Source organism: Rhodococcus sp. HNM0569, from assembly GCF_012726205.1.
Taxonomy (GTDB): Bacteria; Actinomycetota; Actinomycetes; order Mycobacteriales; family Mycobacteriaceae; genus Rhodococcus_F.
Genome location: NZ_JAASAE010000007.1, coordinates 110781 through 125321, shown reverse-complemented (window position 1 = coordinate 125321; position 14541 = coordinate 110781). Strand labels below are relative to the sequence as shown.

Below are 14541 nucleotides of genomic sequence, written 5' to 3'. Positions count from 1 at the left end.
GTCAGCTCACCTCTCGGGGGACTGTGAATCGAACGTCTTCGTCTACCGTGTGGACCTCGCGGACGGTGGTCGTACCGAGCCCGGAGAAACACCGGACCAGCTCGTCCACGAGCCGCGGGGGCGCGGATGCTCCCGCGGTGATACCGATCCGTTCGGTGCCCGCGAGCCACGCCAGGTCGACGGACTTCGCGTCGTCGACGAGATGCGCCGGGGTGCCGCACTTCTCGGAAACCTCCACCAGCCGGAGCGAGTTGGAGGAGTTCTGCGAACCGAGCACGAGAACGAGGTCGGATTCGCGGGCCACCGCGCGGATCGCCGACTGGCGATTGGTGGTGGCGTAGCAGATGTCGTCGCGCCGCGGCGCGGACAGCGACGGAAAGCGCTGCCGCAGTACAGCGGCCGTCTCCTCGGCCTCGTCGACCGAGAGTGTCGTCTGCATGACGTACGACACGCGTTCCGGATCGGGCACGGTGACCTGCTCGGCCGCCTTCGGATCGGCGACCACCACGACATTGTCGGCGGCCTCGCCGCGGGTGCCCTCGACCTCTTCGTGGTCCTCGTGCCCGATGAGGAACACCGTCGAACCACGCGATGCGAACCGCTTGACCTCGGTGTGCACCTTCGCGACGAGCGGGCACGTCGCATCGACGACGCGCAGGTCGCGTTCGGCCGCGGCCGCGCGCACGGCAGGGGACACGCCGTGCGCGGCGAACACGACCAGCGCACCGGGCGGGATCTCGTCCACTTCTTCGACGAAGACCGCGCCACGCTCTTCGAGATCATGTACGACATGCGCATTGTGCACGATCTGGCGACGCACGTAGACCGGCGCACCGAACCGTTCGAGTGCGATCTCGACCGTGTCGATCGCGCGTTCGACACCCGCACAGAACGAGCGTGGCGAGGCGAGCAGCACCTCTCGATCACCGGTCGCGGCGGCCCACTGGTCGAAGGCCGGGGCGGCCGCGCGCAGGGTCCGCAGTGCGGAGACGCCGCGCAGTGCGGTGCCCGGGTGTACCAGGGGCGCGTCGGGCCCGTCGACGATCGCGCGGACCGCGACGGTGCCGCCTGCGGGCGCGTGCGCCGCGAGATAACCCGACTCGGTGTCGACGGCGACGGCACCGCCCTCGGCCGCGGAGACGCGTGCGGACCCGTCGACCACGGCGGGCGCCGACAGCAGCGGGCCCGTGCGCACCGGGAGCCCGAGCCGCTCGAGCGCGCCGTACACGAACGGTGCCGCGTGGCTCGCGTAGGTCTCGCCCGCGGTCGTGCGAATCTCGCTCGCCACCAGCAGTTCTCCAGGAGAGAGTGTCGCGCCGAGTGCCCCGCCGACGCCCGCGACGAGGATCGGCCCGTCGGCATCGCACCGCCCCGAGGGGCCGCGACCGGTGCGCTGCATCGGCGCGCCGAGCGACCCGCGCAGCGCATAGTGTTCGGCGCGCAGCGGTGTGCACACGACGCCGGGAGGTGCGGCCGCGCGTGTCATGTGCGGTCCTCGAGGTATCGGCCGAGCGCCCACATCGGGAACACCTGCCGGTACAGGTGGTAGTTGATGTAGAAGTCGCCCGGGAATCCGGTGCCGGTGAAGTACTCCTCGTCCCAGTGGCCGTCGGGCCGTTGGGTCCGGACCAGCCACGCGATGCCGCGTTCGACGGCGGCGGACCGCTCGCCTGCGGCGAGCAGCGCGACGAGCGCCCAGCCGGTCTGCGACGCCGTGGATTCGCCGCGTCCGGACCACGCCGAGTCGACGTACGAGCGCATGTCCTCGCCCCACCCGCCGTCGTCGTTCTGGTGCTCTTCGAGCCACCGCACGGCCCGGCGGATCGACAGGTCGTCGGTCCCGACGCCTGCCGCGACGAGCGCGGGGACCGCGGCGGCGGTGCCGTAGATGTAGTTGGTGCCCCAACGGCCGAACCACGAGCCGTCGGGTTCCTGGTTGTCCCGCAGCCACGTCACACCACGCGCGACCCGGCCCGCGTGCGCGGGACCCTCGCCTGCGAGCATCTCGACGACGTGCGCCGTGACGTCGGCCGACGGCGGATCGATCACGGCACCGAAATCGCAGAAGGGCAGCTTCGTCGGGACGGTGCTCGTGTTGTCGGCGTCGAACGCGCCCCATCCGCCGTCCTTCGACTGCATGCCTGCGGTCCACGCGACGGCGCGCTCGAGCGCGCCGTCCAACCGTGCGGAATCCGAGTGCCGGATGCGCCGTAGCGCGAGGACGATCTCGGCGGTGTCGTCGGTGTCGGGGTAGATGTCGTTCGCGAATTCGAACGCCCAGCCGCCCGACGGCACGTCGGGCCGGCGCACCTTCCAGTCGCCGTCGCTCGTGATCTGCTCGTCCAGCAGCCAGTCGGTCGCGGTGCGCAGTGCCGGATCGTCGGCGGGTACCCCGGAGTCGAGCAGCGCGGCCACCGACAGCGCGGTGTCCCACACGGGCGACTGGCACGCTTCGAGCCGCCGCGTCGGGCCCTCGGGGCCGTCCGCGTACAGCACGAAGCCTTCGAGGCCGTCGAGCGCCGCCCGTAGTGCCGGATGATCCAGCGGATAGCCCATGAGGTGCAGCGCGAGAATCGAATACACCCATGGCGGCTGGATGCCGCCCCACCCGCCGTCGGCTTCCTGCCGCGCGAGGATCCACTCGGTCGCCTGCTTCATCGCGAGCGTGCGCAGCGGCCCGACCGGGTGCTTCGCGTATCCGTGCAGCACCTTGTCGAGACGCTGGAAGAAGCCCGACGCCGTGCGGGGCGAGTCGAGTGCGGGCGCCGGACGGCCGGATCGCAACTCGTCGATGCCGAACGGCAACGGGCGCACCGGCTTGACCGTGCCGACGATCGTGAGCGGCACGATCGTCTGGCGCGCCCAGCAGCCCCAGTCGTAGATGTTCAGCGGGGCCCACTTGGGCAGGAACATGATCTCGGGCGGCATCTCCGGGCAGTCGTCCCACGACCACAACCCGAACAGCGACAACCAGATCCGCGTGAACACGCGCGTCGACTCGATGCCGCCGTTCGCGAGCACGAACTCGGCCGCGGCCTTCATGTGCGGTGCGTCCGGCTCGTCGCCCGCGAGCCGCAACGCCACCCAGGCCTCGACGGTCGTCGAGATCTCGCCCGGGCCGCCGTGGAAGGTGGCCCATGTTCCGTCTTCGCGTTGCTGCGAACGGATCCAGCGTGCCGCGGGTTCGGTGACCTCCTGGCTCGAAATGCCGAGGAAGGCGCGCATCATCAAGTCCTCGGCGTCCATCGTGACGTTGGTGTCGAGATCGCCTTTCCACCACCCGGTGCCGTCCTGACGGCCGCGCAACCACGTGATAGCACGGTCGAGCGCGGCCTCGGCAGGCGTCGCCTCCAGGTCGTCGGGCGCGCGATCGGCTGTCGTCGTCATGCAATCCTCCTGTCGGGTAGGCGAACTCGATATCTCAGGCGTCGCGCTCCACGATGAAGCGGGCCAGGGACTTCAGGTGAGCGACCGGCTCGGACGCGAGGGACGCCGACGCGAGCGCCGCGTCGGCGGCGTCGATGCGGCGCCTGGCCTCGGCCTCGGTCCACGCCCGGCCGCCACCCGCCTCGACGAGTGCCGCGACCTCGGCCAGTTCCGCGTCGTCGGCACGATCGGCGCGCGTGCCGTCCGCCAGCCACGCCGCGAGCTCGCGACCGTGCTCGCCGCCGTTGTCGATCGTCCACGTGATCGGCAGCGACTTCTTACGTGAGCGCAGGTCGGAGAACACGGGTTTGCCGGTGACGTCCGGCAGGCCCCAGATACCGAGCAGGTCGTCGACCAACTGGAACGCGAGGCCGACGTGCGCGCCGTAGGCGGACAGCGCGGCGCGCGTGGCCGTGGGTGCGCCAGCGAGGACGGCGCCGATCGCGGCGCTCGCAGCCAGCAACGAGCCGGTCTTGGCGGACGCCATGTCGAGGCACTCCGCGAGCGACACGTCGTCGCGTTGCTCGAACGCGGTGTCCTGGACCTGACCGCGGATGAGTTCGCGCGTCGCGGTGGTGACGACCGAACCCGCGTCGGAGGCGAACTCGGAACCGCTGTCGAGGAGCACCTCGTGCGCGAGCGAGAGCATCGCGTCGCCCGCGAGCACCGCGGTCGCGTCGCCCCAGAGTGCCCACACCGTGGTGCGGTGACGACGCCGCGTGTCCCGATCCATCAGGTCGTCGTGTACGAGCGAGAAGTTGTGGATCAGTTCGACGGCCACCGCGCCCGGCAGCGCGTCCGCAGGCGTGCCACCCGCCGCTTCGGCGGCGAGCATCGCGAGCCCCGGGCGTACGGCCTTGCCGCCGTTGCCCGCCAGCGGCGTCCCCGTCTCGTCGCACCACCCGAAGTGGTACGACACGACCATGCGCGTGTGCGGGTCGAGCCGCGAGACGGCCGCGCGGAGCGCGGGAGTCACCAGTTCGCGGCTGCGGCCCAGTGTTTCGAGCGTCGCGGTCATGCTGCCTCCCTCGTGTCACTGTCCCGGGCGTCCTCGAGTAGCGCGTCGGCGGCGGCATCGCCGCTGCGCACAGCGCTTTCCATGGTTGCGGGCCAGCCCGTCGCGGTCCACGCGCCCGCGACGTACAGGCCCGGCGCGCGCGTGCGATTGCCCGGCCGAAGCCGCGCGGTGCCGGGCGCTGCGCGGAAGGTCGCCTCGCGTTCGCGGGTGACGAAGAACTCGTGCACGTGCGCGTCGCGCAGCCGGGGCAGGACGGCCTGCAGCTGGGGTGCGAAGTGTGTGCGCAGCGCGGCAGTCGGGGCATCGACGAACTCGTCGGCAGCCGAGACGGACACCGCGAGGTACTGCCCGGACGTCAGCGACGACTGGTCGGTGCGATCGAACACCCACTGCACGTCGCTGCCCGCGGTTGCCACGAACGGCGTGTCGAGGACGCGGCGGTCGGTGACGACGTGCAGGTTGACGATCGGGGAGACACCGAGTTCGCGCGACCAGCCCGCAGGCACGTCGAGCGCGCCGTGGGGCACGAGCGATTCGGTGACGGCAGGCGGGGCCGCGACCACCACGTCGTCGACGTCTTCGCGGCCGTCGTCGGTGACGACCGTCCAGCCGGAGCCGACCGGGTGCAGTGCGCGCACCTTGCTGCGGGTGTGCACGTCGGCGCCCGCATCGGCAAGCGCCGAACCCGCGGCGTCGCCGTGCAGTTGCTGCAAAGGCACACGCGCCCACCCAATGTCGCCGCCAGCGCGGTCGGTGAGCATCCCGATCTGGAACACCGTGGCGGCGAGCGCGAGCGACGCGTCGTCGGCGCGGACGTTGAGGGTTGCGACACCCACGAGATCCCACAGCGACCCGACCGCTGCGGGATCCTGGCCGCGGCTGCGCAGCCACCGGCCGAACGACAGATCGTCGGTACGAGGGTCGTCGCGGTCGACGGCACGCAGCGCGAGCGCGGCACGCACGAAACGCGCACGATCGAGCGTGGTGAGCCACGGGTAACGCGCCAGCGATGCCGCGAGATGCAGCGGCGCGGGCATCCGTCCACGACGCAGCCGCGCCTCGGCGGTGTCGCTGCGCACCGGGATGTCTAGCCGGTCCTGAAGAGTCGTCAGCTCGGTGACGCCGAGCCGGTCGAGGAACGCGCGGTAGGACGTGCAGCAGCGCAGGAAGACGTGCTGCCCGTTGTCGACCCACAGCTCGCCGCGCCGGAACGACGAGGTGAGCCCGCCGAGCCGTGGTTTCGCCTCGTGCAGCGTGACGGCGGCGCCTGCGTCGGCGAGACGCAGCGCCGCGGTGAGCCCCGCGAGTCCGCCGCCCACGACGGCGACGCGCCGCGGGCCTGCGACTCCGCCGGGCGTCACAGGGCCGCCCTGGTGAGTGCGGTGGCCGCGACCCGGGCCTTCTCGATGCCCGACAGCGACAGCCTCCGGTCGTAGACGCACGCGGGCGAGTCGTGGATGCGCACCAGCAGGTGCCGGTAGATTCCGGCCATCGCGAGAGTGCACGCGGCGCTGCGCTTGTCGAGGTGCGGAATCAGTCGCAGTCCCAGCGAATACCAGTCCTGTGCGCGCGTAGCCGAGAAGCGCAGCAGCGCCGCGAGGCCGCCGTCCGGGTCGTCGAGTTCGCCGTTCTCGTCGACGGCGAGCCGCACGCCGAACCGGTCGAGTTCGTCCTGCGGCAGGTACACGCGGCCGTTCATGAGGTCTTCGCGCACGTCGCGCAGAATGTTGGTCTGTTGCAGGGCGATCCCGAGCTGATCGGCGTATCGGGACGCACGCGGGTCGAGGCCGCCGTCGCGACCGTTTCCCGCGTCGTCGCTGCCGAAGATCGCGAGACACAGCCGTCCGACGGCGCCCGCGACACGGCGGCAGTACAGGACGAGTTCGGGGAAGGTCGCGTAGGTGACCTCGTCGAGGTCCATCTGCACGCCGTCGATGAGTTCGCCGAAGGCCGAGATCGGGATCGGATACCGCCGAGCCGCGTCGCCGACCGCGGCGAGCACCGGGTCGGGCGAATCGGTCAGGGTGTCGAGCGATTTGCGGACGCCTGCGAGGTCGGTGACCTTCTGCGCGGGCGGCAGGTCGCCGTCGCCGATGTCGTCGATGCGCCGCGCGAGCGCATACACCGCGCACAGCGCGGACCGCTTGGGCGGTGGCAGCAGCCGGATGCCGTAGTAGAAGTTCTTGGCCTCGGTGCGGGTCACGTCCTCCGCGGTGCGGTATGCGTCGTCGATCGTGGTCATGCGACAGCCTCTTTCGCGCTCGGCGGACGTAACGACAGTGCGCACGCTGATCGGAATACGTCGCGTTTGCGGGTGATCGCCTCGATCCCGAGCACGTCGCCGCCGGTGCGTCTCAGGCCGTGTGCGGCGGCGCGCCCGCCCGCGACGTAGCCGGCGACGGCGACGCGCGCCCAGCCACGCAACATGCCCACGAGCGGCGCGCCGGACTCGAGCAGTTCCGACGCGCGGTCGATCTCGAAGCGCATCAACCGCCGCACAGCGTCGTTCGCGTGCGCCGCGTCGAGGTCGGTGCCGGTGACGCCGAACCGCACCATGTCCTCGCGCGGCAGGTAGACGCGGCCCGCCCGCCGGTCCTCGGCGACGTCCTGCCAGTGTTCGAGCAGTTGCAGTGCGCGGCACACGGTGTCGGACAGTGCGCGTGCCGGTGGTGTGTCCTGGTCGAACACCGCAAGGACCAGCCGTCCGATCGGATCCGCCGACAGCGTGCAGTAGCCGATCAACTCGTCGAACGTGTCGTACGTGTGGGTGTGCTGGTCCGCGAGGTTCGCGTCGATCAGTCGGTCGAACGGTGTCGCCTCGAGCTCGTGTGCGCGCACCGTGGGGACGAGCGACCGCAGCACGGCGCGGCGCGGTGTCCGGCCCGCCCAGACGCGGTGCAGGTCGGTGCGGAAGTCGGCGAGTGCGGCCGTGCGGTCGCCCGGTGCGCTGTCGCCCAGCTCGTCGATCGTGCGCGCGACGGCGTACACCGCGCGCAGGTCGGCGCGCACGGACCGGGGGAGCACGCGCAGCGCGACGGGAAAGTTCTCCGCGTGCGCGAGCTGGTCCAGCGTGGCGGTGCTCGGCTCGCGGCCGTCGCCGCGCCCCGGCGTCGTGTTCTGCACACGCGGGGACTCGAAACCGCTGAAGGGCATGCTCGCTATTCTCCCGCCGCAATTCGTGTGAAATCTGCAACGACGCGAGTAGTTCTCCATCCCCGAATTTGTCATTTCGGAACAAGTTCCGGGAGAACGGTGCGGGTGAATGGTGTATTGCTGTAAAGGTGACCGACGCCGACACAGCGCGGATCGACACCGAACTCGACGCGCTCGAGCAGGCTCTCAACGGCCGACTTCCCCGGTTACTGGTGGAAGTCGGTGATCTGCTGCGGCCCGATTGGCCCGATTACGCCGAATTTCTCGACGAGAACAACATCGATGTCGCCGAGGCCGCGAATGTGTTCATCCACCGGTTGCGTGTCGTCGCCGCGCGGGCGTTGGCGCACCTCGAACCCGAGTCGCTCGAGGCCGAACCGACCGCGCAACTCGTGTTCGAACAGATCGGCCGGATGCAGTGGGTGCACGGACGCGAGTTGACGGAACTGCTGTCGGCCTATCAGGTGGGGGCGCGGACGGCGTGGCGGCAGGTCTCCGACACGGCGCTCGAGATGCACTTGCAGTCGGACGTGCTCGCGGCGCTCGCCGAAGCGGTGTTCGTGTTCGTCGACCAACTCTCCTCCGCGTCTGCCCACGGATACGTGCTCGAGCAGTCCGAATCGAGCGCGGAACGTGAGCGGCTGCGGCGCGAGCTGTCGGATCTGCTGCTGTCGAGCCGATCGGACACGCTCGCGGTGCAGTCGGCGGCCGAGCGTGCGCGCTGGCCGCTGCCGCAGGAGGCGGCACTCGTGCTCGTCGATCCCTCGGATCTCGCGGCGCGCGCGATCGTCGAACGCCTCGACTACCGGTGCCTGCCGGTGCGGCAGTCGGCGATGTACGGGGCGATCGTGCCCGGTCCGCTCACCCCGGTCCGCGCCGAACAGATCAGTCGCATGCTGCGCGGCGCGAATGCCGTCGTGGGACACACGGTTCCGCTCGACAAGCTGCCCGCGAGCACTCGGATCCCGCAGAGTGCGATGGAACTCCAGGGACGCGGCCTGCTGCGCGGCGACCCGCTGTTCGTGCACGATCACCTCGACACGATCATCGTCCACCGCGACGGCCGCATCATCGCGGCGCTGCGCGAACAGATCCTCGCGCCGCTCGACGGGCTGCCCGCGGGCACACGGAACAGGCTCGTCGAGACGCTTGCGTCGTGGTTGCGGAACATGGGCGACCGGCACGCCGTCGCCGACGAGTTGTTCATCCACCCGCAGACGGTGCGCTATCGAGTCACTCAGTTGCGCAAGTACTTCGGTTCGGCGCTCGACTCCCCGCGGGAGAGGGCCCGCATGTTGCTCGCACTCGAGTGGGGCCCCGAGTAGCCGACGCCTGCCTGCGCTCCCTCGTCGGCGAGTGCGTCGACCACGTCGCTCATCGCCGCCGTCAGGGCCGTGGCGTCGAGGACGTGCCCGTCCACCGCGAGGCCGATACCGAGTTCGCCGTTCCAGCTGAGGGCGCCGAGCGCGAGCGGTGCGTCCGGTGCGAGCGGCAGGATCGGCACCACCCGGTCGAGCGGTGCGTCCATGAACGTCATCGGCACCGTCGGGCCCGGCATGTTCGACACGACGGCCTGCAGGAACGACGGCCCGTACACGGTGCGCGCGAACCAGCGTTGTACAGGCACGGGTAGCGCGGCGAGGACGTGCGCCATCACGAAGCGTGACGCGAGCGCACGCGTGGGCGTGCGCAGTCGCGTGCTCACGCGGGAGATGCGGGCGAGCCGCTCGCGCACCGGCATGTCGCCGAGCGGCAGATCGAGCATGACCGCCGCCGTGACATTGCCCTCCGCGGCGGAGTCGGGTTCGCGCAACATGATCGGTACCGACGCGCGCATCTTGCCGCGCAGCGACGACTCCGCGAACTCCGGATGCGTGCGCTCGACGGCTTCGGCGACGACGGTCAGCACGACGTCGGTGACGCGCGCACCGTTGCTCTTCGCGATCGCACGCACCGACGCGAGGTCGAGTGCGGCGGTCGAGAATCCGCGCGCCGCCGACCCCGGCGGGAGTTTCGCGGCGGGCTTGCCGTCGGTTGCGAGCTGCGCGAGCCCGGCGACGGTCGCGGCCGCGGTCTTCAGCGCTCCGGGGCCGGCATGGCCGCTCGGCAGCTCGATGCGCGGTCGCAGCAACTCCATCGCCTGCACGACCGTGCCGATGCCGTCGGCGACGCAGTGGTGCACGAGGAAAGCGAGTCCGGTTCGTCCGGGCGAGATCTCGCGCACGAGCACGATGCGCCACAGTGGCCGGTCGAGCGGCAGCCGCTCGGCGGCGAGATCAGCGATTGCCCGGGACAGCGCCGCCGACGCGTGCTCGACACCGTTCTTCTCGCCGGGGTCGGTCGCCGTGCGTTCGGTGACATGCCAGGTCCAGTCGATGTCGTCGGCCGCGACCCAGCGTGGTCGACGCCACGTGGTGAGCGGTGCGAGCTGCTGCGTGAACCGCGGAAGGTTGCCCAGCTGGTCGCGCACGTGCGCGCGCACCTCGTCGACCGTGGGGGAGCCGGTACCGGTGGGTGCGAGCACCACCATGCCGCCGACATGCTGCGGCGCGGTGTCCGACTCGACGTGCAGGAAGAACGCGTCGGCCGACGGCACGCGCGCGGCGCGTCGTCGCCCGTGGTGCCAGTCGACGAGCGCGACGCTCGCCCACACGAACGGGACAGCCGCGACCGCGTCGACGAGATAGTGGTTGGCGGTCACGACGATCACGAGCACCGTGATCGCGACGTGGATCGCACTGACGATCTGCACCGTGATGCCGCGCGAGAGCCGCGCGAGGACGACGCTGACCCACAACGCCCACGCGACGTGCAGTGACGGCATCGCCGCGAGCTGATTGGCATGCGACACCAGCGGCGAGCCCCACGACCCGACGGTCGCACCCTGCGCGACGGTGTCGACGTAGCCGAGCTCGGGCAGCAGCCGCGGCGGTGTGACCGGGAACAGCGCGAAGCACGCGATCGAGAGGAGGTTGAGCACGATGAACGAGCTGCGTGCGCGGCGATAGTCGTCGGGATGTTTGACGTAGAGCCACGCGAGCAGCAGGAACGCGCTCAGTACGTACGTGAACGCGTACTCGTAGTTCGCGAGCACGGTCAGCAGTGCATGCGGCTCCATCCATTCGTTGAGGGCCTTCTCGACGTCGATGTGCAGCCACTGTTCGAAGTGCAGCAGCGCCTCGGCGTTGCGATCGGCGACCGCTCGCCTGCCGGGACCGGCGAGCAGTTCCACCAGCAGATAGACCGCGAATACCGCGAGGCCGGCGGCGAGCTCACGCCCGATCGGGGGGCGCGTCGCCGGTCGATCCGTGTCGACGCTCACGCGTCTGTCATAGCACCTACGGGATCGGTTCCGCGCCGCAATCGCCGCTGCGCGCTGCGCACCGTGTGCTGCGTCGCAGTATGCGGGGGTTGAGTGCCTGGTCGGCCGTCGCGCGGCTACGCTGGCCGACCGTGCCTGTCGTGAATCCTCAGATCGTCGGTCGCGTGTTCACCGACCCCAGCCGTTATGCCGTGGGGCGGGAGAAGGTGGCCGAGTTCGCGCGCGCCGTGTCCGCGACGTCCGACATCCACTTCGACGTCGATGCGGCCCGCGCCGCGGGGCATCGTGATGTGGTCGCGCCGCCGACGTTCGTCAAGGTCGTCCAGACCGAGGCCGTGCACGCGCTCGTGTCCGATCCCGACAGCGGCATCGACCTCACGCGGCACGTGCCGGTGCACACCACGGAGAAGCTCGAGTTCTCGCGGCACGTCGTCGCCGGCGACGAACTCGCGACGACCATCACCGTCAGCGGTGTCAGCGAACGCGGCGGCGTGTCCTTCATGAACCTCGTCAGCGACGTCCACGACCAGGCAGGCGAGCACGTCGTCACGGTCACGTCGTCGCTCCTGATCGGAGAACAGCAATGACTGCCGTGCTCGACACCGACCTGGATGGCCTGTCGAAAGGCGACATCGTGCTCGACACGTCGGTCCGCGTGACGCGCGAGAGTCTCGTGCGGTACGCGGGCGCGGCGATCGACTTCAACCCGATCCACTTCAGCGACCGCGCCGCCGCGGACGCGGGGCTGCCCGGTGTGCTGGCGCACGGGATGCTGACCGCGGCGCTCGCCTTGCAGGCCGTCGTCGACTGGGCGGGCGGCGACTCCACGGTCGTCCGCGCCTACGAGACACGCTTCACGCGTCCCGTCGTCGTGCCGGACGGCACCGGCGTCGAACTGTTCGTGACCGGCAAGGTGGGTCTCGTGGCCGACGACGCGCTACGCGTCGATCTCACGGTCAAGGCGGACGGCGCGACGGTGCTCGGCAAGACGCAGGTCACGCTCGCCCGCTCGTGAGCACTTCACGAGTCTCCGTACGCCTTTTTCGCGCACGGGGACTTCGCGCACGGGGGCTCAGCCGAGCCGGAAGCTGATCCCCGGCATCCGCCGCAGCCTGCTCCAGCCCCACCACGTGCACACGCCGATCGTGACGATGGTGAGCCCGGTGCTCAGGATGCCGCGTGACAGCAGTCCCGCGTCGAGACCGAAGTGCAGGCTGCCGACGCTCATCCCGGCGTCGATGAGCCGCGACGCGCCCCACAACAGTGCGACCTGTACGAACATCTTGCGGATGCGATGGTCGCCGAACAGATGTGCGGGTAGCGACACGAAGTCCTGCGCGAGCCGCGCGGTGACGGGTTTGCCGACGAGCGCGCTGCCGATGAACAGTGCCGCCATGAACAGCGACCCCGCGATCGGCTGGAACAGATACACGTAGACGCTCGAGAACGCCAGGGCGACCGACGTGCGGCCGACGAGCATGCCGACCGCCAGCAGCAGGGTGCCCGGCACTCGCTGGCGCAGGCTCAGTCGCACGCTGACGGTGAGCGCGCACCACGCCAGGACGGCGACCAACCCCCAGAACTGACCGACGGTGTTGCTGCACGCGTACAGCAACAGGGTGGGCACGACGACCGTCTCGAGCAGGAGCCGCGCACCGCGCAGCAGCGTCGGGCGTAGTCTGCCGAGCTCGATCACATGGTGGTGGTGATGGTCGTGGCGCAGGGACGGAAGCAGGTGCGGGCTCGTGTGAGCCTCGTCGGCCGCGTCATGAGGCATGCACTCCACTATGGCATCGAATCGGCGCATTCCACCGTGTGTGCAGTGAGCGTTTGCTGTGAGAACGACGCGGTCACGCACGTTCGTGGCTCTGCTCACCCGGCGGGGTGGGCGCGAATACCATTTCCGTGCTGCGTGCGTGTGCGAGTCCCGTCACACCGATCACGATCAGGACGCCCGACGCGGCGATCGCGGCGAGTTCGTGCGGCGCGGTGGGCGCGGGCACGTCGAACGCCATCATGCCGATCACGAAACTCGCGAGTGGATTGGTGACGCTCATGGCGGCGACGGCCGACGGCAGCGCCCCGCTCGCGAACGCGAGTTGTTCGAGGACGAGGCCGCTGAGCGTCGACACCGCGAGCGCATAGCCGGGCCAGTCGACCGCGGTGGCCGCGACCCCGCGTCCCACGAGGTCGTCGATCGTCATCTTCATGAACACCGCGCTCATCGCGAAGCACAATCCCGCGCCCACCGCGACGAGGCTGCTCGCGATGTGCGGCGGGACGACGCGCCCGATCGCCACCAGGATCACGATCAGCCCGATCGCGCACGCCGCCGCCAACAGGACGAGCGGACGCAGCGGCTGGCCGGTGAGCGGTGCCGCACGCTCCGACGTGAGCAGCAGCGCGAGCCCACCGCACACGGCGATCGCCGACGCCCAGTCGCGCATCGACGGCCACTGGCGTCGCTCGGCGGACGCGAGTGGCAGGGCGAACAGCAACTGCGTCGACATGAACGGCTGCACCACGGCGACCGAGCCGAGGTTGAGCGCGGCGGCCTGCGTACCGAACCCGAGCAGGTTGGTGACCCAACCCGACAGCCATGTCCTGCTGCGCACGAGCCGCCGCAGCAGTCGCGCGACACCCGACGCGGCGTTGAGTGTCGCAGGCGACTCGACGGCGACGCGGGCCGCGCGTTGCTGGAGGAACGCCGCGAGCGCGAACAGGAATGCCGCCGCGAGGCTCAGGACGACGACGAGGATCACTGCGCGTCGGCCCCGTCACGACCCCCGCCGTCCCCTCGGCTGCGGATCCGGACCGGTTCGCCGAACCGCGTCGCGAGGTAGCGGTACGGGCCAGGCGCGAGCGCCCGTACCGCGGGTGCCAGGCGCAGCCACCGCGGCACCCACTCTTCCGCGCGACCGCCCTCGACGACCCGCACGATCGCGTCGGCGACGCGATCGGGTGGCACGGGTGCGGGGAACGCGCGGTCGTAGCGCCGTCCACGGTGGTCGAAGAATCCGGTGTCGACGGCGCCCGGGACGACGACGCCGACGCTCACGCCGGTGCCGGCGGTCTCGGCGCGCAGGCTCTCGGCGAAGACGTCGACGCCCGCCTTTGCGGCCGAGTACACGGCCTCGCCCGCCACGCCGGTGCGGCCCGCGATCGACGACACGAAGCACACGGCGCCGTGCCCGCGATGCACCATCGCGGGCACGAGGGCGTGGGTGAGTTCGATCGACGCGACGAGATCGAGTTCGAGCAGAGATCGCACGTGCGCGACGGACATGTCGGGCAGCGGGCCCGACCACCCGGCGCCCGCATTGGCGACCAGGATGTCGACGCGGCCGCGTGCCGCGAGCGCGTGCTCGACGACGGCGTGGCGTCCGGCGGGGTCGGCGAGGTCGCCGAGGATCGCGGTGCCGTGCACGTGGGCCGCGACCGCGCGGGTGCGTTCGGCGTCGCGGCCGTGCACGAGGACGTGGGCGCCACGCGCCGCGAGGCGGTCCGCGACCGCAGCACCGATGCCCGCGGAGGCGCCGGTCACGAGCGCGACGGACCCGCTCAGCTGCACGTCCGCCTCGCACCACGACTCAGCACGTGTTCACACTAACGGCTGTGCCCA

At 70.7% G+C, this 14541-nt stretch carries 13 protein-coding genes; 3 read left to right on the top strand and 10 right to left on the bottom strand.

Going from position 1 to position 14541, the window contains the following annotated elements:
- Nucleotide 1 precedes the first annotated feature (1 nt).
- From ispH to hpnC, 6 genes are read right to left on the bottom strand one after another with little or no spacing between them, the layout of a single operon-like run.
- Nucleotides 2–1486, bottom strand: coding sequence for a 4-hydroxy-3-methylbut-2-enyl diphosphate reductase (ispH, locus tag HCA44_RS11820; RefSeq protein ID WP_169648758.1), 1485 nt, complete (start codon nt 1484–1486; stop codon nt 2–4).
- Nucleotides 1483–3387, bottom strand: coding sequence for a squalene--hopene cyclase (gene shc / locus HCA44_RS11815; protein WP_169648757.1), 1905 nt, complete (start codon nt 3385–3387; stop codon nt 1483–1485). Before shc ends, ispH begins: the two co-directional genes overlap by 4 nt.
- A 34-nt stretch (nt 3388–3421) precedes the next feature.
- The gene (locus tag HCA44_RS11810; protein ID WP_169648756.1) at nt 3422–4444 is read right to left on the bottom strand and encodes a polyprenyl synthetase family protein; all 1023 of its coding nucleotides are present in this window, start codon (nt 4442–4444) and stop codon (nt 3422–3424) included.
- The gene (gene hpnE, locus HCA44_RS11805; protein WP_169648755.1) at nt 4441–5805 is read right to left on the bottom strand and encodes a hydroxysqualene dehydroxylase HpnE; all 1365 of its coding nucleotides are present in this window, start codon (nt 5803–5805) and stop codon (nt 4441–4443) included. The genes HCA44_RS11810 and hpnE overlap by 4 nt, the downstream gene beginning before the upstream one ends.
- Nucleotides 5802–6686, bottom strand: coding sequence for a presqualene diphosphate synthase HpnD (gene hpnD / locus HCA44_RS11800; protein ID WP_169648754.1), 885 nt, complete (start codon nt 6684–6686; stop codon nt 5802–5804). The genes hpnE and hpnD overlap by 4 nt, the downstream gene beginning before the upstream one ends.
- Nucleotides 6683–7597, bottom strand: coding sequence for a squalene synthase HpnC (hpnC, locus tag HCA44_RS11795; protein WP_169648753.1), 915 nt, complete (start codon nt 7595–7597; stop codon nt 6683–6685). The genes hpnD and hpnC overlap by 4 nt, the downstream gene beginning before the upstream one ends.
- Nucleotides 7598–7725: 128 nt before the next feature.
- Here hpnC and HCA44_RS21260 point away from each other — a divergent pair, with 128 nt between their 5' ends.
- Nucleotides 7726–8922, top strand: coding sequence for a helix-turn-helix domain-containing protein (locus HCA44_RS21260; protein ID WP_206038032.1), 1197 nt, complete (start codon nt 7726–7728; stop codon nt 8920–8922).
- Here HCA44_RS21260 and HCA44_RS11785 read toward each other — a convergent pair.
- Nucleotides 8835–10919 (bottom strand): phosphatase PAP2 family protein, encoded by a 2085-nt coding sequence (locus HCA44_RS11785; RefSeq protein WP_169648752.1) that lies wholly within the window; start codon nt 10917–10919, stop codon nt 8835–8837. The two genes, HCA44_RS21260 and HCA44_RS11785, sit on opposite strands and share 88 nt — an antisense overlap.
- Before the next feature lie 140 nt (nt 10920–11059).
- On the opposite strand from HCA44_RS11785, the gene HCA44_RS11780 reads away from it, so the two are divergent.
- Nucleotides 11060–11506, top strand: coding sequence for a MaoC family dehydratase N-terminal domain-containing protein (locus tag HCA44_RS11780; protein ID WP_169648751.1), 447 nt, complete (start codon nt 11060–11062; stop codon nt 11504–11506).
- Nucleotides 11503–11934, top strand: coding sequence for a MaoC/PaaZ C-terminal domain-containing protein (locus HCA44_RS11775; protein ID WP_169648750.1), 432 nt, complete (start codon nt 11503–11505; stop codon nt 11932–11934). Before HCA44_RS11780 ends, HCA44_RS11775 begins: the two co-directional genes overlap by 4 nt.
- 57 nt (nt 11935–11991) lie before the next feature.
- On the opposite strand, the gene HCA44_RS11770 is transcribed toward HCA44_RS11775, so the two are convergent.
- From HCA44_RS11770 to HCA44_RS11760, 3 genes are all read right to left on the bottom strand, one after another.
- The gene (locus HCA44_RS11770) at nt 11992–12696 is read right to left on the bottom strand and encodes a VC0807 family protein (protein WP_206038030.1); all 705 of its coding nucleotides are present in this window, start codon (nt 12694–12696) and stop codon (nt 11992–11994) included.
- A 73-nt stretch (nt 12697–12769) separates the two neighbouring features.
- On the bottom strand, nt 12770–13681 hold the full coding sequence (locus HCA44_RS11765; protein ID WP_169648749.1) for a DMT family transporter: 912 nt from the start codon (nt 13679–13681) through the stop codon (nt 12770–12772).
- Complete coding sequence (locus HCA44_RS11760) at nt 13678–14490, bottom strand: SDR family NAD(P)-dependent oxidoreductase (RefSeq protein WP_169648748.1); 813 nt, start codon at nt 14488–14490, stop codon at nt 13678–13680. The genes HCA44_RS11765 and HCA44_RS11760 overlap by 4 nt, the downstream gene beginning before the upstream one ends.
- Between the last annotated feature and the right edge of the window lie 51 nt (nt 14491–14541).

Bases quoted from the DNA above. Each gene is read 5' to 3' on its own strand.
- hpnC (WP_169648753.1), bottom strand. From the start codon at position 7,597: ATGCCCTTCAGCGGTTTCGAGTCCCCGCGTGTGCAGAACACGACGCCG.
- ispH (WP_169648758.1), bottom strand. From the start codon at position 1,486: ATGACACGCGCGGCCGCACCTCCCGGCGTCGTGTGCACACCGCTGCGC.
- shc (WP_169648757.1), bottom strand. From the start codon at position 3,387: ATGACGACGACAGCCGATCGCGCGCCCGACGACCTGGAGGCGACGCCT.
- HCA44_RS11810 (WP_169648756.1), bottom strand. From the start codon at position 4,444: ATGACCGCGACGCTCGAAACACTGGGCCGCAGCCGCGAACTGGTGACT.
- HCA44_RS11775 (WP_169648750.1), top strand. From the start codon at position 11,503: ATGACTGCCGTGCTCGACACCGACCTGGATGGCCTGTCGAAAGGCGAC.
- hpnD (WP_169648754.1), bottom strand. From the start codon at position 6,686: ATGACCACGATCGACGACGCATACCGCACCGCGGAGGACGTGACCCGC.
- HCA44_RS11770 (WP_206038030.1), bottom strand. From the start codon at position 12,696: ATGCCTCATGACGCGGCCGACGAGGCTCACACGAGCCCGCACCTGCTT.